The organism is Pseudomonas sp. BJa3 (assembly GCF_026343815.1).
GTDB classification, from domain to species: Bacteria; Pseudomonadota; Gammaproteobacteria; order Pseudomonadales; family Pseudomonadaceae; genus Aquipseudomonas; species Aquipseudomonas soli.
Genome location: NZ_JAOXMC010000014.1, coordinates 160134 through 186407, shown reverse-complemented (window position 1 = coordinate 186407; position 26274 = coordinate 160134). Strand labels below are relative to the sequence as shown.

Annotated in this window: 31 protein-coding genes and 2 pseudogenes; 18 read left to right on the top strand and 15 right to left on the bottom strand. The window is 66.1% G+C overall.

The annotated features are described in order from the left end of the window. Window positions 1-153 precede the first annotated feature (153 nt). Together OH705_RS18865 and OH705_RS18860 are read right to left on the bottom strand one after the other, a co-directional pair. Window positions 154-384: a metallothionein gene (locus OH705_RS18865; RefSeq protein WP_263160200.1), complete on the bottom strand. Its 231-nt coding sequence runs from the start codon at window positions 382-384 to the stop codon at window positions 154-156. Continuing rightward, on the bottom strand, window positions 384-845 hold the full coding sequence (locus OH705_RS18860) for a phosphotransferase system, HPr-related protein (protein WP_267302735.1): 462 nt from the start codon (window positions 843-845) through the stop codon (window positions 384-386). Before OH705_RS18860 ends, OH705_RS18865 begins: the two co-directional genes overlap by 1 nt. A 156-nt stretch (window positions 846-1001) precedes the next feature. Between OH705_RS18860 and ligD the strand changes: the two genes are divergently transcribed. Genes ligD through OH705_RS18830 form a run of 6 tightly spaced genes read left to right on the top strand, consistent with a single transcriptional unit; the run spans window position 1002 to window position 6779 of the window. Further along, window positions 1002-3473, top strand: a complete 2472-nt coding sequence (gene ligD, locus OH705_RS18855) for a DNA ligase D (protein ID WP_267302734.1) — start codon at window positions 1002-1004, stop codon at window positions 3471-3473. Then, window positions 3473-3718: a hypothetical protein gene (locus OH705_RS18850; protein WP_023632239.1), complete on the top strand. Its 246-nt coding sequence runs from the start codon at window positions 3473-3475 to the stop codon at window positions 3716-3718. Before ligD ends, OH705_RS18850 begins: the two co-directional genes overlap by 1 nt. Next, window positions 3718-4758 carry an acyl-CoA dehydrogenase gene (locus OH705_RS18845; protein ID WP_038706116.1) on the top strand — a complete coding sequence of 347 codons (1041 nt, stop codon included), beginning with the start codon at window positions 3718-3720 and terminating at the stop codon, window positions 4756-4758. The genes OH705_RS18850 and OH705_RS18845 overlap by 1 nt, the downstream gene beginning before the upstream one ends. Beyond that, window positions 4755-5510, top strand: a complete 756-nt coding sequence (locus OH705_RS18840; protein ID WP_038706115.1) for a PIG-L deacetylase family protein — start codon at window positions 4755-4757, stop codon at window positions 5508-5510. Before OH705_RS18845 ends, OH705_RS18840 begins: the two co-directional genes overlap by 4 nt. Window positions 5511-5520: 10 nt before the next feature. Then, window positions 5521-6120 (top strand): class I SAM-dependent methyltransferase, encoded by a 600-nt coding sequence (locus tag OH705_RS18835; protein WP_104443893.1) that lies wholly within the window; start codon window positions 5521-5523, stop codon window positions 6118-6120. Then, a complete protein-coding gene (locus tag OH705_RS18830) occupies window positions 6117-6779 on the top strand; it encodes a glycosyltransferase (RefSeq protein ID WP_038706113.1) in 663 nt (220 codons plus the stop codon). The genes OH705_RS18835 and OH705_RS18830 overlap by 4 nt, the downstream gene beginning before the upstream one ends. A gap of 21 nt (window positions 6780-6800) precedes the next feature. Here the strand turns inward: OH705_RS18830 and OH705_RS18825 are convergent, their stop codons facing one another. The 8 genes and pseudogenes from OH705_RS18825 to OH705_RS29360 form a co-directional block, all read right to left on the bottom strand. Further along, a complete protein-coding gene (locus OH705_RS18825; RefSeq protein WP_104443894.1) occupies window positions 6801-7643 on the bottom strand; it encodes a Ku protein in 843 nt (280 codons plus the stop codon). 9 nt (window positions 7644-7652) lie between these two features. Further along, window positions 7653-7790 (bottom strand): PSPA7_2676 family Cys-rich small protein, encoded by a 138-nt coding sequence (locus tag OH705_RS18820; RefSeq protein WP_023631882.1) that lies wholly within the window; start codon window positions 7788-7790, stop codon window positions 7653-7655. A gap of 81 nt (window positions 7791-7871) precedes the next feature. After that, complete coding sequence (locus tag OH705_RS18815; protein ID WP_267302733.1) at window positions 7872-8777, bottom strand: SDR family oxidoreductase; 906 nt, start codon at window positions 8775-8777, stop codon at window positions 7872-7874. Window positions 8778-8919: 142 nt separating this feature from the next. Then, complete coding sequence (locus OH705_RS18810) at window positions 8920-10044, bottom strand: carboxylate-amine ligase (protein ID WP_267302732.1); 1125 nt, start codon at window positions 10042-10044, stop codon at window positions 8920-8922. A 4-nt stretch (window positions 10045-10048) separates the two neighbouring features. Next, window positions 10049-11005 carry a class I SAM-dependent methyltransferase gene (locus OH705_RS18805; protein WP_267302738.1) on the bottom strand — a complete coding sequence of 319 codons (957 nt, stop codon included), beginning with the start codon at window positions 11003-11005 and terminating at the stop codon, window positions 10049-10051. Beyond that, window positions 11005-12339 (bottom strand): iron-containing redox enzyme family protein, encoded by a 1335-nt coding sequence (locus OH705_RS18800; protein ID WP_094012197.1) that lies wholly within the window; start codon window positions 12337-12339, stop codon window positions 11005-11007. Before OH705_RS18800 ends, OH705_RS18805 begins: the two co-directional genes overlap by 1 nt. Window positions 12340-12354: 15 nt before the next feature. Beyond that, window positions 12355-12534, bottom strand: a complete 180-nt coding sequence (locus OH705_RS18795; protein ID WP_094012196.1) for a hypothetical protein — start codon at window positions 12532-12534, stop codon at window positions 12355-12357. A gap of 59 nt (window positions 12535-12593) precedes the next feature. Then, a pseudogene (locus OH705_RS29360) lies at window positions 12594-12716 on the bottom strand (general stress protein); the annotation flags it as partial. A 339-nt stretch (window positions 12717-13055) separates the two neighbouring features. Here OH705_RS29360 and OH705_RS18785 point away from each other — a divergent pair. Both OH705_RS18785 and OH705_RS18780 read left to right on the top strand, forming a co-directional pair. Beyond that, on the top strand, window positions 13056-14264 hold the full coding sequence (locus OH705_RS18785) for a multidrug effflux MFS transporter (protein WP_267302731.1): 1209 nt from the start codon (window positions 13056-13058) through the stop codon (window positions 14262-14264). 5 nt (window positions 14265-14269) lie between these two features. Continuing rightward, a complete protein-coding gene (locus OH705_RS18780) occupies window positions 14270-14866 on the top strand; it encodes a TetR/AcrR family transcriptional regulator (protein ID WP_104443898.1) in 597 nt (198 codons plus the stop codon). 32 nt (window positions 14867-14898) lie between these two features. Here the strand turns inward: OH705_RS18780 and hpaR are convergent, their stop codons facing one another. Together hpaR and hpaA are read right to left on the bottom strand one after the other, a co-directional pair. Then, on the bottom strand, window positions 14899-15321 hold the full coding sequence (gene hpaR, locus OH705_RS18775) for a homoprotocatechuate degradation operon regulator HpaR (RefSeq protein WP_023632900.1): 423 nt from the start codon (window positions 15319-15321) through the stop codon (window positions 14899-14901). Window positions 15322-15491: 170 nt separating this feature from the next. Continuing rightward, entirely contained in the window at window positions 15492-16394 is a 903-nt protein-coding gene (gene hpaA, locus OH705_RS18770; RefSeq protein ID WP_110604730.1) for a 4-hydroxyphenylacetate catabolism regulatory protein HpaA, read from the bottom strand. A 162-nt stretch (window positions 16395-16556) separates the two neighbouring features. Here hpaA and OH705_RS18765 point away from each other — a divergent pair, with 162 nt between their 5' ends. From OH705_RS18765 to OH705_RS18730, 8 genes are all read left to right on the top strand, one after another. Next, window positions 16557-17231 (top strand): fumarylacetoacetate hydrolase family protein, encoded by a 675-nt coding sequence (locus tag OH705_RS18765; protein WP_104443899.1) that lies wholly within the window; start codon window positions 16557-16559, stop codon window positions 17229-17231. After that, a complete protein-coding gene (locus OH705_RS18760) occupies window positions 17228-18007 on the top strand; it encodes a fumarylacetoacetate hydrolase family protein (RefSeq protein WP_094012193.1) in 780 nt (259 codons plus the stop codon). The genes OH705_RS18765 and OH705_RS18760 overlap by 4 nt, the downstream gene beginning before the upstream one ends. Next, window positions 18004-19464, top strand: coding sequence for a 5-carboxymethyl-2-hydroxymuconate semialdehyde dehydrogenase (gene hpaE / locus OH705_RS18755; RefSeq protein WP_267302730.1), 1461 nt, complete (start codon window positions 18004-18006; stop codon window positions 19462-19464). The genes OH705_RS18760 and hpaE overlap by 4 nt, the downstream gene beginning before the upstream one ends. A gap of 141 nt (window positions 19465-19605) precedes the next feature. After that, window positions 19606-20529: a 3,4-dihydroxyphenylacetate 2,3-dioxygenase gene (hpaD, locus tag OH705_RS18750; protein WP_094012191.1), complete on the top strand. Its 924-nt coding sequence runs from the start codon at window positions 19606-19608 to the stop codon at window positions 20527-20529. 11 nt (window positions 20530-20540) lie between these two features. Beyond that, window positions 20541-20951: a 5-carboxymethyl-2-hydroxymuconate Delta-isomerase gene (locus OH705_RS18745; protein WP_031315920.1), complete on the top strand. Its 411-nt coding sequence runs from the start codon at window positions 20541-20543 to the stop codon at window positions 20949-20951. Between the two features lie 7 nt (window positions 20952-20958). After that, window positions 20959-21762 (top strand): 2-oxo-hept-4-ene-1,7-dioate hydratase, encoded by an 804-nt coding sequence (gene hpaH, locus OH705_RS18740; RefSeq protein ID WP_094012189.1) that lies wholly within the window; start codon window positions 20959-20961, stop codon window positions 21760-21762. Window positions 21763-21771: 9 nt separating this feature from the next. Continuing rightward, window positions 21772-22572 carry a 4-hydroxy-2-oxoheptanedioate aldolase gene (gene hpaI, locus OH705_RS18735; protein WP_038706108.1) on the top strand — a complete coding sequence of 267 codons (801 nt, stop codon included), beginning with the start codon at window positions 21772-21774 and terminating at the stop codon, window positions 22570-22572. A gap of 131 nt (window positions 22573-22703) precedes the next feature. Then, window positions 22704-23663, top strand: a complete 960-nt coding sequence (locus OH705_RS18730) for a ribonuclease Z (RefSeq protein WP_267302729.1) — start codon at window positions 22704-22706, stop codon at window positions 23661-23663. A 40-nt stretch (window positions 23664-23703) separates the two neighbouring features. Here OH705_RS18730 and OH705_RS18725 read toward each other — a convergent pair. The 3 genes and pseudogenes from OH705_RS18725 to OH705_RS18715 all read right to left on the bottom strand — a co-directional run. Then, window positions 23704-24135 (bottom strand): annotated as a pseudogene (locus OH705_RS18725) (GGDEF domain-containing protein); the annotation flags it as partial. Window positions 24136-24271: 136 nt separating this feature from the next. Beyond that, window positions 24272-25066 carry an exodeoxyribonuclease III gene (gene xth, locus OH705_RS18720; protein ID WP_023631359.1) on the bottom strand — a complete coding sequence of 265 codons (795 nt, stop codon included), beginning with the start codon at window positions 25064-25066 and terminating at the stop codon, window positions 24272-24274. After that, window positions 25063-25305: a hypothetical protein gene (locus tag OH705_RS18715; RefSeq protein ID WP_023631358.1), complete on the bottom strand. Its 243-nt coding sequence runs from the start codon at window positions 25303-25305 to the stop codon at window positions 25063-25065. The genes xth and OH705_RS18715 overlap by 4 nt, the downstream gene beginning before the upstream one ends. 144 nt (window positions 25306-25449) lie before the next feature. On the opposite strand from OH705_RS18715, the gene OH705_RS18710 reads away from it, so the two are divergent. Together OH705_RS18710 and OH705_RS18705 are read left to right on the top strand one after the other, a co-directional pair. Next, window positions 25450-25950, top strand: a complete 501-nt coding sequence (locus OH705_RS18710; protein WP_094012187.1) for a DUF4142 domain-containing protein — start codon at window positions 25450-25452, stop codon at window positions 25948-25950. A gap of 28 nt (window positions 25951-25978) precedes the next feature. Then, the gene (locus OH705_RS18705; RefSeq protein WP_023631356.1) at window positions 25979-26230 is read left to right on the top strand and encodes a hypothetical protein; all 252 of its coding nucleotides are present in this window, start codon (window positions 25979-25981) and stop codon (window positions 26228-26230) included. The last annotated feature ends 44 nt before the right edge of the window (window positions 26231-26274 follow it).

Below are 26274 nucleotides of genomic sequence, written 5' to 3'. Positions count from 1 at the left end.
AATTTGTGTCGCCTGAACTATCGCGCACTTAGAAGCAAAAGCAGAACAAGAGCAAGAGCGGAAGGTTTTAGTGTGGATTAAGGCATGTGATTTAGTGGGCAGCAGCCCTGGCGTCGAATTAATTGGCGACAGGGCTTCTGTATAAAAGAATTATCAAGGCGAAATAGGATCACTCGCCGGGAAAGTTTCATCCAACGCGTTATCGACATTACTCTCCTTCGGCTGACTCACCTCCCCACATTTGCAATCACCCATGCGACAAGGCTCACCATTACGGTGTCCCGTCGCACACGCTTCGCAGCAGTAAGCCTTGCCATCCTGGACCATGGCATTGGCATCCACGGTGCAGGAACAGTGGTTGCAGGAACAACGTTGCTCGTTCATCAGCGTTCTCTCCGCTCGTCTTCAGGGGTGACCTCGTCGGTCCACGGCTCGCCGTCCAACGGCGCCGAGCGGGCCAGTTCGGCCTCGTCCAGGCCAATGCCGCCACCAATCTCGTGAGCCTCGACATGACGCAGGGTCTGGTCCGCCGGACCGCCCGCCATGCCCGGCTCATCCGGATCGCGGGCACCGGTCTCGTCCAGCAGCGTGTCAGGGCTCAGGTCATCGAGGGTGACATTGTCCTCGTGCAGGCTGTCACTCAGCGCCTCGCCACCGGTCATGCCACTTTCGGCAACGCGTCTCGGTGGATACTCCTCCTCCACCTCCCGCGCCGGTCGCTCGTCGCCAATACGGCCCCGGCGCTCATCGCGGCGTCCGCTGAAATCCAGCTCATGGACACTGCCCATGCGGTCTTGCGTGTCGTCGATCTCGACCGTCGGCTTGGGGTCTTCGGGGATGGGCATGATCGCTCTCCGATTTGTGGGCTCATCCAGTCGACTGCCCCGGCCAGCCAATGATTCAGAGTTTCTGCAGATAGCACCTGCCAAAGCTTTTTTTGAACTCCGCCCACCCCCCTCGCCTCCCACATTAGAGACCCCGCGAACCGTCCGGAGCCCGCCATGCCCAAGCCCCTGCAGGAGTACCAGCGCAAGCGCGACTTCAACGCCACGCCCGAACCTGCAGGCAAACGCGGCCGCACGGGCAAAGCCCATGCCTTGCAGTTCTGCATCCAGAAACACGACGCCAGCCACCTGCACTACGACTTTCGCCTGGAACTCGATGGCACCTTGAAAAGCTGGGCCATCCCCAAGGGCCCCTCGCTCGATCCCAAGGTTCGCCGCCTGGCAGTGCATGTGGAGGATCACCCGCTGGACTACGCCGATTTCGAAGGCAATATCCCCGAAGGCCACTACGGCGCCGGTGACGTGATCGTCTGGGATCGTGGTATCTGGGAGCCCGAGGGCGACCCGCGCGTGGCTTACGCCAAGGGCAAGCTGCGTTTTCGCCTGCAGGGCGAGAAGCTGTCAGGTGTCTGGAACCTGTTCCGCACTCACCTGGCCGGCAAGAAGGAGCAGTGGATGCTGGTCAAGTCCCACGACGCGCAGGCCCGCAGCGAAACCGACTACAGCATCGTCGAAGCCTTGCCGAACAGCGTGCTTAGCGACCGTACCCTGCTGCCGCGCCAGCCTGCGAAAACAGCAACTGCCAACAAACGCAAGGCCAAGGCCAGCCCCTCCGCCCTGCCGGACAAGCTCCAGCCGCAACTGGCCACCCTGGTCGATTCGCCGCCCGGTGGTGATTGGCACTACGAGGTCAAGTTCGACGGCTACCGCATCCTCGCCCGCATCGAAGGCGCGGATGTGCGGCTGTTCACCCGCAATGGCCACGACTGGAGTGCGAAGATGCCGCGTCAGGTCGAGGCCTTGAAAGCGCTGGAGCTTGATTCGGCGTGGCTTGACGGCGAGATGGTGGTGGTCGACGACCAGGGTGTGGCTGACTTCCAGGCCTTGCAGAACGCCTTCGACACCGAGCACGACGAACGCATCACCTATTACCTGTTCGACCTGCCCTACCTGGGTGGCGAGGATCTGCGCCAGCTACCGCTGCAGGCGCGACGTGCCACCCTGGCCCGGCTGCTGGAAAACACGCCCTCGGACCTCCTCAAGTTCTCCGCCGACTTCAACGAGCCGGTCGACTCGCTGCTCGACAGCGCCTGCCGCCTGAAGCTCGAAGGCCTGATCGGCAAGCGCGCCGACAGCCCCTACGTGGGCCGGCGCAGCAGTGACTGGATCAAGCTCAAGTGCAAGCAGCGCCAGGAGTTCGTGATCGTCGGTTACACCGACCCGAAAGGCAGCCGCAATGCCTTCGGCGCCCTGCTGCTGGCCCTGCACGACACCGACAGCGGCCAGCTGCGCTATGCCGGCAAGGTCGGCACCGGTTTCAGCGCCACCACGCTGGACAGCCTGCATGCGCGCCTCAAGCCCCTGGAAGTCGACAAGCCGGCCTTGCCCAAGCCGCCCCGTGGCGCCGAGGCCCGTGGCGTGCACTGGCTCAAGCCGCAACTGCTGGCCGAAGTCGCCTACGCCCAGATGACCCGCGAAGGCATCGTGCGCCACTCGGTGTTCCACGGCCTGCGCGACGACAAACCCGCCACCGCCATCGACCTGGAGCGTGCCATGCCCGCCAAGCGCGCCGCGCAGACACCCGCCGAGCCCCTCGGCAGCCTGCGCCTGACCCACCCCGACCGCGTGGTCGACGCCAGCACCGGCAGCACCAAGCGCCAGGTCGCCGAGTACTACGCCCAGGTCGCCGACTGGTTGCTGCCGCAACTCAAGGACCGCCCCGTGGCGCTGGTACGCGCACCGGACGGACTGGGTGGCGAGCTGTTCTTCCAGAAGAACGCCGGCCAGCTGCACATCCCCGCGGTGCGCAGCTACAGCAAGGCGCAAGCCGGCCAGGCGGCGATGGTGCTCAACCGCGCTGACAGCCTGCTGGGCGCGGTGCAGATGAACATGCTCGAACTGCACACCTGGAATGCCACCGACAAGGATTTCGACAAGCCCGACCGCTTCGTCCTCGACCTCGACCCAGATCCGGCACTGCCCTGGAAAGCCATGCTCGAAGCGACCCAACTGACCCTCACCCTGCTCGATGAACTGGGCCTGAAGGTGTTTCTCAAGACCAGCGGCGGCAAGGGCATGCACCTGGTGGTGCCACTGACCCGTCGCGCCGGTTGGGATGAAGTGAAAGACTTCAGTCATGCCCTCGTCGAGCATATGGCGGGCCTGTTCCCGGATCGGCTCAGTGCCGTCTCCGGGCCCAGGAACCGGGTCGGGCGGATCTTCATCGACTACCTGCGCAACGGCAAGGGCGCGACCACGGTCGCGGCGTATTCGCTGCGTGCCCGTGAAGGCCTGCCGGTTTCGGTGCCGATCTGGCGCGAAGAGCTGACCCAGCTCAAGGGCGCCAACCAGTGGCACATCGGTAACCTGCAGGCGCGGCTGGCCGAGGTGGACGACCCTTGGGCGGACATGGCCAAGACCCGGCAGTCCATCACCGTGCGCATGCGCAAGCAGCTGGGAATCGCCTGATGGAGCGCGTGCTCGACCTGTTGCAATGGCCCGCCATGCTGCTGACCGTGGTGGCAGCCTGGTGCATCGGCTCGCAACGCCCGCGCCGGCGCCGCATCGGCTTCTGCTGCTTCATCGCCAGCAACCTGCTGTGGACGCTGTGGGGTTGGTACATCCAGGCGTGGGCGCTGATCGTCCTGCAATTCTGCCTTTGCGCCATGAACCTGCGTGGCTGGAAGAAAAACCTCCAAGGGGAGCCAAGTTGATGAGCATCGTCCAGGACTTCGACCTGACCAATCTCGACCGCCTGCTGCGCCGCTTCGGCGCCCGCCCGCAGGCCATCGACCTCGACACCTTGCTGCCGGAGCTGCTGCAGGCCATGCAGGCCGACCACCTCGACCTGTTGCCCCTGCCCGGCCAGGGCCAGACCCTCAAGCGCTGGCAGACGCTCGCGCGGGTCGCCGGTTGCGACCTGACCCTGGCCAAGCTCTATGAAGGCCATACCGATGCCTTGGCGATCCTCGCCGAATGCGGCGCCGCCCATCATGCCCAGGAGGGGATCTGGGGCGTGTGGGCCGCCGAGCCGCCGGATGCCCGTGCCCGCATCGTCGAGCGGCACGACGGGCAGGTGCGCCTGCAAGGGCGCAAGGCCTGGTGCTCGGGTGCGCTGCAGATCGACCGGGCACTGATCACTGCCTGGGAGAATGACCAGCCGCAGCTGGTGGCCATCGAGTTGTCGCACCCCAGCCAGCGCATCCAGGCCGACCAGTGGCAGGCGGTGGGCATGGCCACCACCACCAGCGTCAGCATCGAATTCGACGACACGCCCGGGCTGGCCATCGGACTGCCCGGCCAGTACCTCGCTCGTCCCGGATTCTGGCATGGCGGCGCCGGTATAGCCGCCTGCTGGTATGGCGCGGCCGAGGCCCTGGCCGACTACCTGCGCGAGCATTGCCGCATGCCTCGGCCCGACCCACACGCCGATGCCCATCTGGGGGCGGTGGACGCCGCCTTGTACGGCGCCCGCGCCGCCCTTCGCGAATGCGCCGCCTGGATCGACCAGCAGCCCCATGCCGACGCCAGCTTCGAAGTGCGCCGTGCCCGCGCCCAGGTCGAACAGGCCGTCGAGCAGGTGATCCGCCATGTCGGCAGGGCGCTGGGTGCCACGCCCTTCTGCCGCAGCAGCCATTTCGCCCGGCTCAGCGCCGACTTGCCGGTGTACCTGCGACAGAGCCATGCCGAACGCGACCTGGCCGAACTCGGCAGGCAGGTGACCGGCATGCCGGCGGGAGCCTGGCAGCTATGAGCGAGAACCGTATCCAGGCGGCTGCCGGCACCCCTTGGCGCGACTGGCAACAATCCGCGCACCTGGCCCGCGCCAGGTGGCTCAAGCCCGAACAGCTCTGTCCCCCCGGCCGGCGCCTGGTATTGCTGGCTCCCCACCCGGACGATGAAATCCTCATGGCCGGCGGACTGCTGGCCGGTTTCCATGGGCGCGAGCAGGACCTGCTGCTGATTTCCGCCACCAACGGCGAAGGCAGCCATCCCCATTCCGCCCACTGGACCGAGCACCGCCTGCGCCACCAGCGCCCCCAGGAAAGCCGGCACGCCCTGCAACAGCTGGATCTGGACCTCAACCGCCTGGACTGGCGGCGCCTGAACCTCAAGGACGGCGCCCTGCCCCGCGACGAAGCGTTTTTGGCCAACTACCTGGAGCAACTGCTTGAACCGGACGACCTATTGCTGACTACCTGGCGCGGTGACGGCCACTGCGACCACGAAGCGGCCGGCCGCGCCGCTGCCCAGGCGGCTCAGGCCCGCCGGGTGCAACTGGCCGAGGCGCCGGTGTGGGCGTGGCATTGGGCGACGCCCGATGACCCGCGCCTGCCCTGGCCCCAGGCCCATCGGGTACAGCTCGACGACACCCGCCTGGCGCGCAAACGCCAGGCCCTGGCCGCCCACGCCAGCCAGTTGCAGCCAGACGGCGAGCACCCTCCGGTGCTGCCCGTCACCCTGCAGACCTGCCTGTTGCAGCCTTTCGAACTGATCTTCCTGTAATGGAGTTGCCATGAGCCTCGACGCGCAGTATTTCGCCGACCTGTATGCCGGCAACGACGATCCATGGGCCTTTCGCACCCGCTGGTACGAACGCCGCAAGCGCGACCTGGTGATGGCCAGCCTGCCCAGCCAGTGCTACGGCCGGGTGTTCGAGCCGGCCTGCGCCAATGGCGAACTGAGCGTGCTGCTGGCCGAGCGCTGCGCCAGCCTGCTGTGCCAGGACATCGACGCCACTGCCGTGAGGCTGGCCCGACAACGCCTGGCGGGGGTCGACCATGCCCGCGTCGAACAGGGGCACCTGCCGGGCGATTGGCCGGGCGGGCAGTTCGACCTGATCGTGCTCAGCGAGATCGGCTACTACCTAGACCCCACCGACTGGTTGCAGGTGATCGAACAGTCCGTGGCCTGCCTGGCCAGCGACGGCGGACTGCTGGCCTGTCACTGGCGCCATCCGATTGCCGGTTGCCCGCAGGACGGCGGCCAAGTGCACGCCCTGCTGGCCAGGCACCTGCCGCTGTATCCGCAGTTGCGCCATGAGGAGGCGGACTTCCTGCTCGAGTACTGGTCGTGCCAGCCCCGGGTGGTCGACCTGGACGAGACCTGCCCATGATCGCGGTGATCATTCCCGCCCATAACGAGGCCCGGCGCCTCGGGCACTGCCTGAAGGCCGTGCGGGTGGCAGCTGCGCGGGCCGAAGCCGCGGGCCTGGAGGTCGAAGTGCTGGTGGTGCTCGATCGCTGTACCGACGCCAGCGCGCGCATCGCCAGGCGCCATGGCGTGCACACGCTGGCGCTGGAAGCCGGCAATGTCGGCATTGCCCGCCGCCTGGGGGCGGCCTGGATGATCGAGCGCGGCGCCCAGTGGCTGGCGTTCACCGACGCCGACAGCCGCGTGCCTGGCCACTGGCTGCTGTCGCAGTTGCAATGGCATGCCGACGCGGTGTGCGGCACGGTGCATATCGAGCGCTGGCAACCCTGGCAGGGTGCCGCCTTGCGTCAGCTATACCACAGCCGCTACCAGGCAACGGAAGGCCATCGGCATATCCACGGCGCCAACCTTGGGGTGTGCGCCAAGGCCTATGCCAAGGTCGGCGGTTTTCAGCCGCTGCCGGCCCACGAGGATGTGCAACTGGTGCTGGCGCTGGAAGCCATCGGCGCGCAGATCGTCTGGACCGCCAGGCACAGCGTGGCGACCAGCAGCCGCAGGGACAGCCGGGCGCGGCAGGGATTCGGGGATTACCTCAGTGGCCTGGAAGGCCAGATCCCATAGAGACCTGGACACTCCGCAGGATCACGACGCCTTGCGTGGGCGTTTCGGTGCAGGCTTTTTCGCCTTGCTCTTGCCACCGCCACCCAGGCTGCGCTTGAGCAGCTCGGTAAGGTCGATGATGTCCGCGCCCTTCTCCGTCGTGGCGCCCTCGCCTTTTTCCACGGTCTCGATCTTGCCCTTGCTGGCCTTCTCCTCGACCAGATCAAGGATGGTCTGGCGGAACGCGTCGTGGTAGTCATCGGGCTTCCACGGCCCGCTCATGTCCTCGACCAGGCGCTTGGCCATGTCCAGCTCGCGCTTGTCGACCTTGCTGTCGGTCACGCTCTTGTCCAGCTCCAAGGTCTCCAGCCCTCGCACCTCCTCCGGCCAGCGCAGGGTGATCATCACCAGCGCTTCGTCGAGCGGGCGCAGCAGCGCAAGGTGCTGGCGGGTGTGCAGCACCACCGTGGCCAGGGCCACCTTGCCGGTGCTGGCCAGGGTTTCGCGCAGCAAGGCGTAGACCTTGCCGCCCCGGCGGTCCGGGCTCAGGTAATACGGCGTGTCGAACTGTTGCAGGGGGATTTCCCCGGCTTCGACGAACGAGAAGATATCGATTGTCTGGGTCGCCTCGGGCCGGGCCTTGCGGATTTCCTCCTCGCTGATCACCACGTAGCGGCCCTTCTCGTACTCCACGCCCTTGACGATGTTTTCCTTGTCGATTTCCTTGCCGGTGACCTTGTTCACCCGCTTGTAGCCGACCGGCTCCATGCTGCGCTTGTCCAGCCAGTCGAAATCCACTCGCTCACTGCGCACGGCGGTGTTGAGGGACACCGGGATGTGTACGAGCCCGAAACTGATAGCGCCTTTCCAGATAGCCCTGGCCATGGCTGGCTCCTATGCGTTCGAGGACAGGCCGGGCTGGCTGTAGCGCAACGCGCCACAGCGTTGGCAGCACTGGCATTGCAGACCGGCGACTTCACGGATCAACTGGCTGCGCCATTGGCAGCCACGCAGCAGGCAGACGAGTTTCATCAGCCACCTCCCTGGCCCACTTCGACGGGGCGCTTACTAGAACTGACTGCGCGGCGCGCGGAAGGTTTATTCGGCTTTGCCCTACGGCAGCGGATTGCCCCCGGTGACGCCAAAAATCTCGCCGGTGATGTAGCTCGACTCCTGGCTGGCCAACAGCACGTACAACGGCGCGCACTCGGCGGGCTGGCCCGGGCGCTTCATCGGCGTGTGCCCGCCGAAGTCGGGGATCTTCTCCGGTGGCTGGCCGCCACTGGGCTGCAGCACGGTCCAGATCGGCCCGGGGGCCACCGCGTTGACCCGGATACCGCGCTCGATCACCTGCTTGGCCAGGGCCTTGGTGAAGGCGACGATGGCGGCCTTGGTGGTGGCGTAGTCGAGCAGCGTGGCCGATGGCTGATAGGACTGGATCGACGCGGTATTGATGATGGTCGCCCCGGCCGGCATCAACGGCACGGCGGCCTGGCAAAGCCAGAACAACGCGTAGACGTTGGTCTTGAGCGTATGGTCGAATTGCTCGTGGCTGATCTGCCCGATGTCCTTGCGCGCTTCCTGCTTGCCGGCGACGTTGACCAGGATGTCGAGTCCGCCGAGCCGTTCATGGGCCTGGTCGACCAGCTGGCTGCAGAAGCGCGGATCCTTCAGGTCGCCGGGCAACGCCACGGCTTTGCGCCCTTCGGCCTCGATAAGCTGCACCACTTCGCGGGCATCACGCTCCTCGGTCGGCAAATAATTGAGGACGATGTCGGCGCCCTCCCGGGCGAAGGCAATGGCCACGGCCCGGCCGATGCCCGAATCGGCGCCGGTGATCAGTGCGCGCCGGCCAGCCAGACGGCCAAAGCCCTTGTAGGTGGTTTCGCCGTGGTCGGGCTTGGGTTGCATGTGTGCATCCAGGCCTGGAGCGGGTTGATGCTGGGCGGGGAAAGGCGGATGCGGGTACTGGGTCAGCGGGTTCTGCAAGGTGAACTGGTCCTGGGGCTTGCTGGGCATCGGCTGGACTCCTTCGGGTAATGGCTGGGTAAGGTCTGGCGCGGGCAAGCCCGCATACAGGTCCTGTTCGTCACATGGCAGCGGTCTGGCACCGCACGAGGACCACACAAGTTTCGAGGCAACCGGCTGATGGATTGTTTGCTCAAGCTGGGCCCGTTGCCGACAGAAGGTCGTCCATCACCTGCCGGACCACGCTGCGCTTTGCCAAACGCTCATCCAGGCCTTGCTCGCGGGCCAACCCATAGGCTTGGCGTTGGCGATCGGCACTGCTGCCGTCGCGCAGGATGCGCCGGGCGTGCAGGAAAGAGCGCTCGGCATCGGCAGTGTCGGCCGGGCATTGCGCCTGCAACTGGGTCAGCCAGACTTCGGCATTCACCGGTTGCTGGTCATGAACGCCGATGAAGGTGGCAAGGCGGCCATGACGCATGGCGCGCCAGTAGTTCTCCTGGGTGATCCAGCGCATTTCCCGGCTGGCGGCGCCAGCGTGCCGCCCCAGCGCATGCTCGACGAGATGGCGAAACAGGCCGGCGATGGCCAAGGCATCCTCCAGCCGCGGGCAGCCGTCGCAGATGCGCAGTTCGACGGTCGGAAAGCGCCGCGAAGGTCTGATCGCCCACCAGAAGTCGCCGTCCTCGGCCAATGTGCCGGTGCGTTGCAACAGCGCCCGATAACGCTCATAGGCGCTCCAGTCCGGCAGCGGTTCCGGCAGGCCCATATGCGGCCATTCCCCGCACACCACGCGGCGGTAGCTCATGTAGCCGGTGTCCTGGCCACCCCAGTAGGGCGACGAAGTGCTGAGCGACAACAGCAAGGGCAACCAGTACAGCACTCGGTTGATCACCTGCATGCGATCCAGGCCCGGTGGCACCCCGACATGCACGTGCAGACCGTTCAACAAGCTGCGCCGGGCCACTAGCCGGTAGTCGTCGAACAACTGGCGAAAGTGCGGCGTATCGCGTGGATGCTGGCGCAACCACTGGGCGCAGGGGGGGCTTGCTGCGCAATACAGGCCCGCTCCCTCGGCGGCCAGTGCCTGACTCAGGCGCTGGCGTTGCTCGTTGAGGAAAGCGCGGGCTTGGTGCAGCGTCTCGAATACCGGCGAGGCCAGCTCGATCTGGCTGCGGAACATCTCTTCGGCGAAACCCGCCCCCAGCACCTTACGGCACAGACGGGTCAGTGCCGCCGACGGCGAGGACAGCACCCGCCCGCTGTCCAGCGCCACCAGCAGGTATTCTTCCTCGATGCCGAACGTGCAGGGCCGCCCCATGCGCTCATCCGCCGCGGCGGGTGACGGTCAGGGCCACGGCGGCAATGCGCTCGACCTGTTCATAGCCGGGCTCGAGCAACTGCTCGCCGAACACATCCGGGTCCAGCTCCCGGTAGTGCCAGCTCAAGTGAGGGCCGGCCAGGCGCAGGCGGACCGCTTCGAGCAACGCATCGCGCCCTTCGACGATCGCCACCCCGGTGTACAGCAGCAATGTGCCGCCCGGTGTCAGGCGCTCACAGGCCTGCTCGACGATTCGCAGCGACAAGTCGGCGCCGAGCGTCCCGCCGCCGTGGCGGTAGACGCGCTGGCAGGCATCGAGCATGTAGGGCGGGTTGGCGACGATCAGGTCGAAGGTGCCGGTGATGCCCGTGAGCAGGTCGCTGGGCTCGACCGACAGATTGGCCAGCCCGGCCAGGGCGGCGTTGACGGCGGTGTAGCGCAGCGCCAGCGGATTTATGTCCAGCGCGCTGACCTGGGCATGGCGCGCGGCGCGGGCAATCAGCAAAGCGCCGATGCCGCTGCCGCAGCCAATATCGACAGCGTGCTGCACGCGCCGAGGGCTGAGCCGCAGGTGATCCTCGATCAGCTGGGCGAAGCGGTAGCTGTCCGGCCCGAAGAATACCGCGTCGCTGCTGTCCGTCGGCCAGGCCGAATGCACCAGCAACAGGTCACCCAGGCTCGACCAACGCACCCGGCTGCGCCACAGCTCGCCGTGCGCCTCCAGCACGTCGGCCGCGCCCAGTTGTTCCAGCTCGTCGGCACTGATCAGCGAAGCCGGGAACGGCCGGCTCCAGCCGAACACATCCCGCAGCGTGCACGCGCGCCGGGCCTGAGGTCGGGCATTGACCCGCGCCTGGGTCGCCGGGGTGACGCAGGTGAAACGGTAGCCGTCGGCATGCAGCCTGCGGCCGAGTTGCAACAAAGCCTCGTCGGCACGGGTCTGCTTCTGGTCGAGTTGCATCATCGCGGCCCTCCCTGAAACAGCCCGGTGGCAGCGATGTAGTCGCGTGTGGCACGCAGGCCCGTGGGTTCGGCGTGCCGGTTACCGGCCATGGCCTCGATCAACGTGGCGATCTCCGAGGCCTGAGCCCGGCCGGGCGCCTCCGCCTGCAGGGCCAACGCCTGTTCCCATTGCCCGGGCGGCACGCGGCGAGGCAGAGGCCCTTGCCAGGTTCCGGCGATCCAATCGTGCCAAAGCTGTTTCTCGTAGGCGCTGAACACGCCGAACATTGCCGCGCCGGGGCCGTCGATCAGTGTCCAGAAACGGCTCTGCGCCGGGTCACTGTCACGCTTGATCCACCCCTGGGTCTGCAGGGCCTCGAGGAACCCGGCCATCGCTCCCGGCTCGGCAAGCCATTGGTTGATGGTGCGTCCTTGCAAACGGCAGCGATCGGAGTGCATGCACTGCCCGAACACGCGCTTGCGCTCCAGCGCGCAGAGCAGTTCGCCCTGCAGGTCGAAGCTGGCGATCAGCGAAGGCGTGTCCATGCCCAGGTCGTTAAGCCGGTAGCCGTGCCTGACACGCGCATAGAAATCTTCATCCCCTGCCGGCGCCAACAGCCGCAGGCTTTCCAGCGAACGCCGGGCATGGCCGCTGGCGGCGTTGTCGATGGTCACGTGCAACTGGAAGTAATGGGCGTCGATACCCAGTTCGGCCAGCTCATGGGTAGTGATCAGCAGGTGCAGCGGCGGCTGCTCATATCCCAGGTTGTAACCGATTACCTCGGGCAGGAAGCGCTCGCAGTGCTGACCGAGAGCCAATTGCACCGAGCCCTGCACGAAACGCGAGGGCTCCAATGGCAGCCCTTGCAGGCACCCCAGGCGGCTGAGCAGGCGCTGGTAGATCAGCACATGGTTGCAGCGTGGGTCACCGTCACCCAGTTCTTCGAGAAAGGTGCGGATCAACCCGTGGTAACGCGGGTCGCGCCAGTGCCGCAAGGTCCCGTGCAACCAGGCGCCGTCGACCACTTTGGTCGGCGCGACCTGTTGCAGGAACCACAACGCCTGGGCGCGAGTGGCGAAGTAGCGCCGGGGCGCGCCCTCGCGCCGCTGACGCAGGTAATGCGCATGGTCGTCAGCGACCTCTGCCGCATGGTGTTCAGCCCATTGGGATAACAGGTCAGGGTCTTCCGGAAGGTCATCCTCGCGGTCGCGCACGCGGCTTAGTTGCGCCTCCAACCAATCCTCGGCGGTGGCATCGTGTCCCGCCAGCAACGCCTGGTAGCGACGCGTCGCATCATCAGTCATGTCGTGTTTGGTTTGCGAACGCACGCTGTCGCGGATCATCGCCACCATGCCGGTTACCTCGCGCTAGGGATTCTGTGGCTTGGTTTCTGGGGTCGGGTTGGCAGTCGGTGGATTACGTTGCTGCATCTGCAGCGAGGGCTTGCTGGGGTCGGCGTCTTTAGCCGGATGGTCGTTGTCGCGGTCGAAGCAGCCGGCCAGCAGGCCCAGGCTACCCAACAGGCAAATCAGCGGTGCGATACGCATGGAAACCTCCTGGTGGGGTGTGCGCGGTGCCAGGCGACCCCGGCACCGCGTGCCCTCACTTACGAGCGGCCGCCCTTATGGCCGGACTCGCTCTGGCGATTGCCGCCGCCGGAGCTCTGCCCGCCCTTGCGACCGGCTTCGGACGCTTTTTCGCGGTCATTGGCGAAATTGCCTGGGTTCTTCGTTCCACCCTGGCTGCCGGTCTTGTTGGCGTCCTGCTTGTTGGTGTCCTGGCGACCGGTCATGTTGCTGTCTTTGTTGGCCATGGTTGCAAAAACCTCGTGTGGCTAAGGGTTGCACGGCGAGGTGCCGTACATGGATTGGGAGTGCGGCGATAAAGAGGGATTCGGATTATTCCGAGCGGATCGGACCGGTGGCGCTAAACAAGCGGCGACGGTGTATTTGGGGCGCAAGCGGATCCCCGCTGGGCAGACTTTGCGTTGACCCCCTGCGGATATCTGGCATACTTCGCCGACCTACCGGTCGGTAGGTTATTATTTTGCTCGCACGGACTTTCGCTCATGCCCGCTTCACATTTGCGCTTCGCCGCCTCCCTCGCCCTGATCGGCGCCCTTGGCCCGTCTGCCATCGACATGTACCTGGCCAGCCTGCCGCAGATGGCCCGCGACTTCGCCACCGGCTATACCCAGGTTCAGCTGACGCTGACCGTGTTCCTAATGGCCATGGGCGCCGGGCAGCTGCTGTTCGGGCCACTGGTGGATGCCTTGGGTCGGCGTCGCCCGCTGCTCGCCGGCCTGCTGGTGTTCTGCATCGCCTCCCTGGCCGCTGCGGGCGCACCGTCGCTGGACACGCTGCTGCTGGCGCGCCTGGTGCAGGGCCTGGCCAGCGCGCTGACGCTGGTGGTGATCATGAGCATGGTCCGCGACAGCGCCGATGGCGCACGGGCTGCGCAGATCTTCGCCCTGCTGATGACCATCGAGGGCCTGGCGCCGATCCTCGCCCCGGCCCTGGGCGGGGTAATCGACGCCGCGTACGGCTGGCGGGCGATCATGCTGGTGCTGGCCGGCCTCGGCCTGCTGACCCTGGTCAATTCGGCCATGACCCTCGGTGAGACCCTGCCGCCAGCGCATCGGGTGCGCCTGGCACCGGCCACGGTATGGCGTACCTACGGCCGTATCGCCGCCGACGGCGCGTTCCTGCGCCCGGCCCTGGCCCTGTCGGCGGTGTTCTTCTTCCTGTTCGCCTACATCGCCGGCTCGGCTTATGTGTACCAGCAGCACTTCGGCCTCTCCAGCACGCACTTTGGCCTGCTGTTCGGCGGCTGCGGCGTTGCCATCCTGCTCGGCGCGGCGCTTTCCGGCTATTGCGTCAGCCGGCACGGCGTGGCCCAGGTGGCCTGGTGGGGGGCGCTGTGCATGGGTGCCGGTGCAGCACTGGCGGTGATTGCCGGCCTGTCTGGCGCAGGCCTGCCGCTGCTGCTGGCGGGCGTGGTACTGGCGCTGTTCGGCCTGGGGGTTTGCGAGGCCACCTTGATGGCCCTGGCGATGTCATCGCAGCAGCGCGATGTCGGCTCGACGGCGGCCCTGCTCGGCGCGCTGCAACTGGTGATCTCGTCCAGCGCCACGCCCCTGGCCGGGCACCTGGCCACCCTGGGCCCGCTGGCCTGGGCCTGGTTGCTGGCGGCGGCGGCCGTGGTCATCGTCGGTTTGACCCGCGCCGCCATGGCAAAGACAATCAGCGCCTCGTCCTGCAGCGTCAACCCGGAGTGACCGCCTTGAAAGCCCTGACCCCATCCGCCGCGCGCATCTGCGAGCATGCCGTGGAGCATTTCGCCGAGCACGGCTACGACGGCTCGTCGCTGAGCGAGATCGCCGCCCTGGCGGGCATGCGCAAGGCCTCGCTGTACGCGCACTTCGCCAACAAGGACGCGTTGTTCGTCTGCGCCTTCGAACGGGCCCTGGCCGACGAGACCGCCTACGTCGAGGCGGGCTTCGGCCATGAAGCAGCGGGCCGTGAGGCGCCGGGGCACTGGCATCCGCTGCACCTGGCCGAGCGCTACGCGGCCTCGGCCAATCTGCGCTTCGTACTGCGCAGTGCCTTCCTGCCGCCGGTGCCGATCCGCTCGATCGTCACCAGCGGCTTCGAGGCGTACCTGGAGCGGATCCGCCTGGGCTTCTGCCAGGCCCTGGGCGACCGGCATGCCTGGGCCCGCAGTGATGGCAACAAGCTGGAGCTGTATGGCGATGCCTACCTGGGGATCATCGACAGCCTGCATGTGGAGCTGCTGTACGCGCCCCCGGCGGTGTATGCGCGGCGGGCAGCGTCGTTGCTGAAGATTCTCGATGATTCGCTGCAGTTGGCCGGACAGTAGACCATGGGGGCCGCTGTGCGGCCCCATTGATTTCAGGGCCTGACCTTCTTCAGCTCGTTCAACAACCCCATCAACTGCTCCAGCTTGTCCGCGCCGAACTGGCGCTGAATCTCCTGGTAGTTGCGCTCCATCTCCTCGCTCATCGCCAGAAACGCCTGCTGCCCACGCACGGTCAGGCTGATGAAGATGCGCCGCTGGTCTTCCGGCGACTTGCGCCGCGCCACCAGGCCGTCGCGCTCCAGGCGCTTGAGCACGCCGCTCATGCTCGGTTTGAGGATGCAGGCCTGGTCGGCCAACTGGTGGCTTTCCAGCTCGCCCTGCTGGCGCAGGATACGGATCACCCGCCATTGCTGCTCGGTCAGGTCGTGGGCATTCAGGGCCGGGCGAAAGAACGCCATGGTCGCTTCGCGGGCCTGCAGCAGGGTCAAGGTCAGGGAGGGTCTTGGTTGGGTCATCAGGATCAAGGGCTGTTTTATTAAGATATTAATAAAGTGAAATACATTTTCACCCGGGCTGTCCAGCCCTGTGAAAAGTACCAGCGCTCCTGGCAATCACCCATTCCCGCGTCACCTTCCCCATAGCACGATCTGCCGACGGCCAGCCGCCCGGAGCCCGTCGCCGCATGTCAACGCAACCCCGCCTGGCGCTGGCGATACTCACCCGGCGTCATCTGCGCATGGCGCTGGAAGAAGCGGCTGAAGTACGCCGGGTCCTTGAACCCCAGGCGGTAGCAGATCTCGTTGGCCGAGCCGCCGGTGTACAGCAGCAAGCGCCGCGCCTCCTGCATCAGCCGCTCGAACACCAGGCGCTTGGACGGCAGGTCGGCCATGCGCCGGCATACATCGTTCAGGCGCGCCTCAGTCACGCCCAAGGCTGCCGCGTAGGCCGGCAGGGTCCAGTGGTCGAGGTAGTGACGCTCGATCAATTCGTTGAAACGGTGAAACAGCTGCAGGTCCTCGTGCCGCGCGGGCGTCGCCTCCAGCGAATTGGCGCACAGGCGCAGCAGGCTGATCATCACCAGGCGCGCCAGATCCTGCACCGCAGTGCCCTGCCCGGCCTGGCCATGGCCCAGTTCACCGCCCAGCAAGTCGAACAGCTGCTCCAGGCGCCGCACCTCTTCGGCCGCCGCTCCCTGCAGATGACCGAGCGCGACACACGCCGGCTGCAGGCGCGGCGTGAGCGCCAGCCCAGGCTCGGCCTGCAGCAGTTGCCAGACCAGTTGCTGGCGCACGGTCAGCACATGGCCGTCGGCGTCAGGCTCGGTGACGAAGGCATGGGGAATGGTCGGCGGGGTAAGGAAGAACATCGGCCCCGACTCGTGGTAACGCTGCTCGTCCAGATACACCCGCACGCTGCCGGTCTTCACATAGTGCACCTGGAAGAAGCGGTCGTGGCGGTGCACCGGCATGTTGCGGCCGAAGAAACCGGCCAGGTTGCCCAATCGGTCGTAATGCACCTCGCTGTCGCTGTAGCGCTGGTCGTAGACCTGACCGATGTTGATGTTGGGGATCGGCTGTCGTTCTTTCATTGTTGTTCTCGCAGCGGTGAAACGCGCCGGGGGAAATCATCCTAGCACCACCGGCCAGCGGCGAATGCCTTGACGATCGTTAACATATTAAATATAACGTTAACACATTAACAAAAACACCCCGAAGCGCCCCGCTCGCTTCGCCCACCGCAGGAGAAATGCATGAGCCGTGCCTTGCACGAGGTCGCCAGCGGCAGCCTGTTCGGCGTCGCCCTGAACTACCAGGGCCTGCTGCAACAGCATCTGGCGTCTTTCCACGAAGCGCCGTACCAGCAGCCGCCGGTCAAACCGGTGTTGTTTATCAAGACGCCCAATACCCGCAATGGGCACGCCCAGCCGGTGACCTACCCATCGGCAGTCCAACGCCTGCAAGCGGGCCCTGCCCTGGGCGTGGTCATTGGTAAAGACGCCAGCCGCGTCAGCCTGGACAACGCGCTGGAGCACGTGGCGGGCTACACCATCGTCAACGAGTTCAGCCTGCCCGAAGACAGCTACTACCGTCCGGCGGTCAAGGCCAAGTGCCGCGACGGCTTCTGCCCGTTCGGCCCGCATCTGGTACCGGCCGCGCAGGTCGGCAACCCCGACGCGCTGGGCATTCGCCTGTGGGTCAACGGTGAGCTGCGCCAGCACAACAACACCGCCAACTGCGTGCGCGGCGTAGCACGGCTGATCGCCGAGATCAGCGAGTTCATGACCCTGCATGCCGGCGACGTGCTGATCACCGGCACCCCGGAAGGCCGAGTCGATGTGCTGCCCGGCGACCAGGTGACGGTCGAGATCGACGGCCTCGGCCAGCTGACCAACCCCATTGTCGCTGAACAAGGACTCGTCCCATGAAGCACGCCCGTATCCAGTTCGACGGCCAGGTCCACACCGTCACCGTCGAAAACGACCAGCGACTGCGCCTGGCCGATGGCCGTGTAGTCGACGCCGACCAGGTCACCTGGCTGCCGCCAGCTACCGGCAGCATGTTCGCCCTGGGCCTGAACTACGCCGACCATGCCGCCGAGCTGGCCTTCACCCCGCCCACCGAGCCGCTGGCCTTCGTCAAGTCGCCCGGCACCTACACCGGGCACAACCAGGTCAGCTGGCGCCCGGACAACGTCAAGTACATGCACTACGAGTGCGAACTGGTGGCGGTGATCGGCAAGCTGGCGCGCAACGTCAAGCGCGAGGACGCCCTCGACTACCTGGCCGGCTACACGGTGTGCAACGACTACGCCATCCGCGACTACCTGGAGAACTACTACCGCCCCAACCTGCGGGTGAAAAACCGTGACGCCACCACCCCGGTAGGCCCGTGGATCGTCGACGCCGCCGATGTGCCGGATCCGTCGAACCTGACACTGCGTACGTGGATCAACGGCGAGCTGAAACAGCAAGGCACCACGGCCGACATGATCTTCGATATCCCCTACCTGATCGAATACTTCTCCAGCTTCATGACCCTGCAACCCGGCGACATGATCGCCACCGGCACCCCGGAAGGCCTGGCCGACGTGGTCCCGGGCGACGAGGTGGTGGTGGAAGTGGAAGGCGTCGGCCGCCTGGTCAACCGGATCGTCAGCGAAGCCGAGTTCTTCGCCCGCAACGCACAAGAGGCAACAGCATGATCAAGCACTGGATCGATGGCCGCGAAGTCGAGAGCCGCGACACCTTCGTCAACTACAACCCGGCCACCGGCGAGGCCATCTGCGAAGTCGCCAGCGGCGGCGCCGAGGAAGTCGCCCTGGCCGTGGCCGCGGCCAAGCAAGCCTTCCCGAAATGGGCCAATACACCGGCGAAGGAACGCGCGCGCCTGATGCGCCGCCTGGGTGAGCTGATCGAGCAGAACGTGCCGCAGCTGGCCGAGCTGGAAACCCTGGACACCGGCCTGCCGATCCACCAGACGCGCAATGTGCTGATTCCCCGCGCTTCGCACAATTTCGACTTCTTCGCCGAGGTGTGCACGCGCATGGACGGCCACAGCTACCCGGTGGACGACCAGATGCTCAACTACACCTTGTACCAGCCGGTAGGCGTGTGCGCACTGGTGTCGCCGTGGAACGTACCGTTCATGACCGCCACCTGGAAGACCGCGCCGTGCCTGGCCCTGGGCAATACCGCGGTGCTGAAGATGAGCGAGCTGTCGCCGCTGACCGCCAATGAGCTGGGGCGCCTGGCGGTCGAGGCCGGCATCCCCAATGGCGTACTCAATGTCATCCAGGGCTACGGCGCCACAGCCGGCGATGCCCTGGTGCGTCACCCGGACGTGCGCGCCATCTCCTTCACCGGTGGCACCGCCACCGGCAGGAAGATCATGCAGACGGCAGGCCTGAAGAAGTACTCGATGGAGCTGGGCGGCAAGTCGCCGGTACTGATCTTCGAGGACGCCGACCTCGAGCGTGCGTTGGATGCCGCCTTGTTCACCATCTTCTCGCTCAACGGCGAGCGCTGCACCGCCGGCAGCCGCATCTTCATCCAGGAGGGCGTGTACCCGCAGTTCGTCGCCGAGTTCGCCGCCCGCGCCAAACGCCTGATCGTCGGTGACCCCACCGACCCGAAGACCCAGGTCGGCTCGATGATCACCCAGCAGCACTACGACAAGGTCACCGGCTATATCCGCATCGGCCTGGAAGAAGGCGCGCGCCTGCTGGCCGGTGGCCTGGAGCGCCCGGTTGGATTGCCGGAGCACCTGGCCAAGGGGCAGTTCATCCAGCCGACGGTGTTCGCCGATGTGAACAACAAGATGCGCATCGCCCAGGAAGAGATCTTCGGCCCGGTGGTGTGCCTGATCCCGTTCAAGGACGAGGCCGAGGCGCTGCAACTGGCCAACGACACCGAGTACGGCCTGGCTTCTTACATCTGGACCCAGGACATCGGCAAGGCCCATCGCCTGGCCCGTGGCATCGAGGCCGGGATGGTGTTCATCAACAGCCAGAACGTGCGCGACCTGCGCCAACCGTTCGGCGGCGTCAAGGGCTCGGGCACCGGCCGCGAAGGCGGGCAATACAGCTTCGAGGTCTTCGCCGAGATCAAGAACGTGTGTATATCCATGGGTAGCCATCACATTCCGCGCTGGGGGGTGTAACGCGGGGCTGCTGGGCAGCCCATCGCCGGCAAGCCGGCTCCCACAGGGATCACCGCACACTGTGGGAGCCGGCTTGCCGGCGAAACGAGGGCGAAGCCCTCGCCATGGATACATAACAACAACCCGTTACCGGAGACTCCCATGGGCACACTCGCTCTCGCCGCCAAGATCACCCACGTGCCGTCGATGTACCTGTCCGAACTGCCCGGCCCGCGCCAGGGCTTTCGCCAGGCGGCCATCGACGGCCACCTCGAGATTGGCCGGCGCTGCCGCGAACTGGGCGTCGACACCCTCGTCGTGTTCGACACCCACTGGCTGGTCAACGCCAACTACCACATCAACTGCGCCGCGCACTTCGAAGGCCTGTACACCAGCAACGAATTGCCGCACTTCATCGCCAACATGAACTACGGCTTCCCCGGCAACCCCGAGCTGGGACGCATCCTCGCGCAAGAATGCAATCGCCTGGGCGTGGAAACCATGGCCCACGACGCCACCACGCTGGCGCCTGAATACGGCACCCTGGTGCCGATGCGCTACATGAACACCGACCAGCACTTCAAGGTGATCTCGGTCTCGGCGCTGTGCACCTCGCACTACCTCAACGACAGCGCCCGTCTGGGCTGGGCCATGCGCAAGGCGGTCGAGGAGCACTACGACGGCAGCGTGGCGTTCCTGGCCAGCGGCTCGCTGTCCCACCGTTTCGCCCAGAACGGCCAGGCCCCGGAGTTTGCCACCAAGGTCTGGAGCCCGTTCCTGGAGACCCTCGACCACCGCGTGGTGCGCATGTGGCAGGACGGCGACTGGGCCGACTTCTGCGCGATGCTGCCCGAGTACGCGGTCAAGGGCCATGGCGAAGGCTTCATGCACGACACCGCCATGTTGCTCGGCGCGCTTGGCTGGTCGCGATACGACGGCAAGGCCGAGGTGGTGACGCCTTATTTCGGTTCCTCCGGCACCGGCCAGATCAACGCGATCTTCCCGGTCACCCCGCAGGAGGGCAGCACGATCCCCGCCGCCCAGGCCTCGAACCCGGCCGGGGTCACCTCCACAAGCCGCCTGTAAGGAGCACCACCATGCCCCATCTGGTCCTGCTCTACAGCCCGGATATCGAAGCCGACGCCGATATGCCCGGCCTGTGCCGCGCCCTGGCCGACTGCATGCTCGCCCAGCACGACGAACACCATCGCCAGGTGTTCCCCACCGGCGGCACCCGTGTGCTGGCCTACCCCGCAGCCCATGCGGCAATCGCCGATGGCCGCGGCGCCTACGGTTTCGTCTACGCCAACCTGCGCATGGGCGGCGGACGCAGCGCCGCGGTGCACCAGCAGGTCGGTGACGCGCTGCTGGCGGTGTTGCGCCGGCACCTGGATATGCTGCTGGAACGTCGCCCGGTGGGCGTGACCCTGCAGATCGACGAAAGCCAGGCCCAGGTGTACGACGCCAAGCACAGCAGCCTGCACCCTCTGTTCACCCGCCAGCCCTGAGGTCTCCATGCTCGACGCCCGCATCATCCAGCAAGCCGCCGCCCGCCTCGACCAGGCCGAGCGGACCCGCGAACAGGTCGGCCAGTTTTCCCTGGAACACCCCTCGATCGGTATCGAGGACGCATACGCCATCCAGCGTGCCTGGGTGGCACAGAAGATCGAGGACGGCCGCCAACTGGTCGGCCACAAGATCGGCCTGACCTCCCGGGCCATGCAGGTCTCGTCGAACATCAGCGAGCCGGACTACGGCGCACTGCTCGACGACATGCTGTTCGACGAGGGCAGCGACATCCCCTTCGAGCGTTTCATCGTGCCGCGGGTCGAGGTGGAACTGGCGTTCATCCTCGGCAAGCCGCTCAAGGGGCCGAACGTGACCCTGTTCGACGTGCTCGACGCCACCGAGTGGGTGATCCCGGCGCTGGAAATCATCGATGCACGCATCCAACAGGTCGACCCGCTCAGCGGTGCTACCCGCAAGGTGTTCGACACCATCTCCGACAACGCCGCCAACGCTGGCGTGGTAATGGGCGGGCGTGCTGTGCGCCCGGGCGACATCGACCTGCGCAAGGTGCCGGCGGTGCTGTACCGCAACGGTGTGATCGAGGAGTCCGGGGTGTCGGCCGCAGTGCTCAATCACCCGGCCAAAGGTGTGGCCTGGCTGGCCAACAAGCTGGCCGCGCATGACGTGAGCCTGCTGGCCGGGCAGATCATTCTCGGCGGCTCGTTCACCCGCCCGGTGGCAGCTCGCCGCGGCGACACCTTCCACGTCGACTACGATCAACTGGGCTCGATCGCCTGCCGTTTCGTCTGAGGAGCGCCCATGGACATGCCCATCAACACCTTCAAGCAACGCCTGCGCAGCGGCCAGGCGCAGATCGGCCTGTGGCTTGGCCTGGCCGACCCGTATTGCGCGGAGCTGGCGGCCAACGCCGGCTTCGACTGGCTGCTGCTCGACGGCGAGCACGCGCCCAACGACCTGCGCAGCCTGCTCGCCCAGTTGCAGGCCGTGGCCCCCTACCCGGCCCAGCCCATCGTGCGCCCGGTGATCGGCGATACCGCGCTGATCAAGCAGTTGCTCGATATCGGCGCACAGACCCTGCTGGTACCCATGGTCGAAAGCGCCGAGCAGGCGCGCCAGCTGGTGCGGGCGATGCGCTACCCGCCCCACGGCGTGCGCGGTGTTGGCAGCGCTTTGGCGCGGGCATCGCGCTGGAACAGCATCCCCGACTACCTGGACCAGGCCGACGACCAGATGTGCCTGCTGGTGCAGGTGGAGAACTGCGAAGGCCTGGCCAACCTCGATGCAATCTGCGCCGTCGAAGGCGTCGATGGCGTGTTCATAGGCCCCGCCGACCTCAGCGCCGCCATGGGCCAACGCGGCAATCCGGGGCATCCCGAGGTGCAGGCGGCCATCGAGGAGGCCATCGTGCGCATCACCCGCGCCGGCAAGGCAGCGGGCATCCTCAGCGCCGATGAGACGCTGGCACGACGCTATATCGAACTGGGCGCGGCGTTCGTCGCGGTCGGCGTCGACACCACCGTGTTGATGCGCGGCTTGCAGGTCCTGGCGGGCACCTTCAAGGAACGGATCGCCGCCATTGCCCAGGGCGGTGTCTACTAGACTGACCTTGTAGCGCTTAAGCTCGATGTTGAGGCGATCAAAGCATTGCTGGCCGGCTCGGCAGCACCATGCTAGCCTCCGCGCGCCCCGCCCTGCGGGGTCGCGACTACGTCGAATCAAGGAGTCAGGCAATGGACCTGCAGTTTCTGGGCACCTCTTCCGGGGTGCCCACCAAGGCCCGCAACGTCAGCGCGACCGCGGTCATTGAAGCCACCGGCAACGGGTGGTACCTGGTCGATTGCGGCGAAGGCACCCAGCACCAGCTGCTGCGCAGCCCGCTGTCAGTGCGCGATCTGCGCGCCATCTTCATCACCCATGTGCACGGCGATCACTGCTTCGGCCTGCCGGGGCTGCTGGCCAGCGCCGGCATGTCCGGACGCAAGGAGCCGTTGCAGCTGGTCATGCCGGCCGACCTGCATCCCTGGGTGCGGCAGAGCCTGATGGTGAGCGACACCTACCTGCCCTTCGAGTTGCAGATGCAGGCGCTGGAGACCTTCGGTGGCTTGGACCACGGCAATATCCAGGTCGGCGTGGTCGAGCTGTCGCACCGGGTACCCTCCTACGGCTTCGTGTTCGAGGAACGCGATCCGCAACCGCACCTGGACACCGAGCGCCTGCGCGCCGACGGCATCCCGGCCGGGCCGCTGTGGGGGCAGATCGCCCGTGGCCGGACGGTCGAGCACGAAGGTCGCCAGATCGACCCCCAGGCCTATCTGCAACCGACGCGTCCGGCGCAAAGGATCATCGTCTGCGGTGACAACGACCGTCCTGAGCTGTTGAGCGAGCTGGCCGCCAATGTGGACGTGCTGGTCCACGAAGCCACCTTCACCCAACCGGTGGTCGAACGCACCCAGGCCAGCTTCGGTCACAGCACCGCCGCTGCGGTGGCGCGCTTCGCCGAGATGGCGGCGGTGAAGAACCTGGTACTGACGCACTTCAGCGCCCGCTACCAGTCAGGCGGTGGGCGCGGCGGTTCCATCGAGGAGGTACGCGAAGAGGCACTGGCACACTACAAGGGGCACCTGACCCTGGCCCGGGACCTGGCGCGCTTTCGAATTAGCCGTGACGGAGTGCTGGTCGAGGTGGAGTAACGTCGCACCTTGCTGGCATGACAGCCCTCGAGCGATGCCTTCAATGCGCCGGATGCTGCTCCACACTGGCCGCCAGGCAGTAGCGATCGCGCCCCTGCCGCTTGGCCTGGTAGAGCGCCGCGTCCGCCGCCGCCATCAGGTTCTCCGGAGTGACCGTCGCCAACTTCGGCGCACCCACAGCGATGCCGGCGCTGGCCGTGACATGGCCGAACGGACTGCCACCGTGCTCGATGGCCTGCCGGCGCAGCAACTGCAGGATCTCCTGCACGATCTGGCTGGCCCCTGCGGCATCGGTGTCGGGCAGCAACAAGGTGAACTCCTCGCCACCATAACGCACCGCCAGGTCGCCCGGGCGTTTCAGCGCCTGGCGCAACAGCTCGCCGAAGCGGCGCAGGCACTGGTCGCCGGCTGGATGCCCGTAGCGGTCGTTGTAGGCCTTGAAACAGTCCAGGTCGAGCATCACCAGCGCCATGAAACTGAGCATCAGGCGGAACAGCGACACTGCGCGGCCTTCTCCGGTCACCGGGAAAAGGCCGTCCTCGGTCTGCTTCCTGACTACGCGCATTGAAATCCCTTGTCATCGAGCCTTGGCCGCCAATGACTATAGTTCAGCGCCGCTTGCGTGTGCCGAGACTGATCCACACTGGCGCATGGTCGCTGGCGTGGGCCTCGTTGCGCACCCAGGCGTCGACCCCTGCGTCCTTCAGGTAAGGCGCCAGGGCCGGGTTGAGCAGCAGGTGGTCGATGCGCAGCCCGGCGTTGCGCGGCCAGTGGTTACGGAAATAGTCCCAGAAGGTGTAGACCCGCTCGTGCGGGTACAACTGCCGCAACGCATCGCTCCAGCCCTGCTCCAGCAAACGCTGGTAGCAGGCGCGTGACTCGGGCTGCAGCAGCGCGTCCTTGAGCCACGACTTCGGGTTGTAGATGTCCTGGTCGGTGGGCACCACATTGAAGTCCCCCGCCAGCAACACTGGGTGATCGGCGCCGCGCAGGGTGTCGGCATGGGCGATCAGGCTTTCGAACCAGCGCAGCTTGTAGGCGAACTTCGGGCCCGGTTGCGGGTTGCCATTGGGCAGGTACAGGCAGGCCACCTGAACGCCGTGCACCGCCGCCTCGACATAGCGGCTCTGGCTGTCGTCCTCCATGCCCGGCAAGCCACGGCGCACCTCCAGGGGCTGACTGTCGCGGGCGAGGATGGCGACACCGTTCCATGACGCCTGGCCGAAATGCAGACAGCCGTAGCCGGCAGCCTCGATGGCCTCGCGGGGGAACTGCGCGTCGCTGGCCTTGAGTTCCTGCAGGCAGACGATGTCGGGTTGCTCGCGCGCCAGCCAGGCCAGCAGGTTGTCGAGGCGACTGCGGATGCCGTTGACATTGAACGTGGTGATCTTCAGCGCTTTCATGCGTCGGGGTCGTCCACGCGGGCCTGCACCGCGTCTTGCAGTGCCCCCAGGTGGGCCTGGTCTGCCAGTTCCTTGAGCCTGAGCCAGTCGTCCCAGTCGATCGCGCCATCATCGCGCAGCGCCTCGGCCGTGCGCAGCAGCTCATGGTGATAAGCGTCGGGCGATTCGCGGCGATAGCTGGCATCGTCGTACTGGGCGTACCAGGCCTCGAGTTCGGGAATGCTGCGTTCGATGCTCATGGTCGGGTTCCTCTGCACCTTTGAAGGTGTGAGCCTTGGTGGTCAGCATCGGTTCAAAACGCGCAGAAAAATTAAACCTTTGCCCGCCGCCTGCTCTCAACCGTACGCGACACTGACGTCGCGCCAACGGATAAGGAGTCACACATGAGCAATCTGTTCCTCAAGCGGGTCGGGTTTTCCATGGTGCTGGGCATGGCCTCGCTACAGGCCCTGGCCGCCTCGTCGGATGACTTCGTCGACGCCGCCACCGAAGCCGGCATCGCCGAAGTGGTGACCGGCAAGCTGGCGCTGGACAAGAGCAAGGACCCGCAAATCAAGACCTTCGCCCAGCAGATGGTCACCGACCACACCCAGGCCAACCAGAAGCTCGGCGACATCGCCCGCAAACTGGACATCAGCGTGCCCGATGAAGCGGCGCTGACCGACAAGGTCAAGAAGATGATCCTGGAATGGCGCGACGAGTCGTTCGACCGCTCCTACGTCAACAACCAGGTCGAGGCCCACGAGAAAGCCGTGGAACTGTTCAGGAAAGAGGCCGCCTCGTCCGACAAGGCCGAACTCAAGGCCTTCGCCGGCGAGACCTTGCCCAAGCTCGAAGAGCACCTGAAGCATGCCAAGGAACTGCAGGCCAAGCACGGCCAGTAACCCGCCCCACTGACAAAGCGAGGCTCCCATGAGCAATGATGCACTGCGTTCGGAAGTCCTGACCCGCCTGTTGCACGCCCACCCGCAAGGGTTGGGCAAGGAAGTGCTGGACAACTACCGCGGCGAGAAAGCCGTGGCCGGCATGCTCAAGACCCTGCAGGAGCAAGGCTTGATCCACGATGGCAGCGTGAATGTCGAAGCCGGCCACACGCTCAGCGTCAACTACCCGATCAAGCTGTCGTCCGCCGGTGTCGAGGCCGCCAGACAAGCCGAAAGCTGATACCGCTCCGCCCTGTGGCAATGGCTCGGCCAGCTGCCACGGGG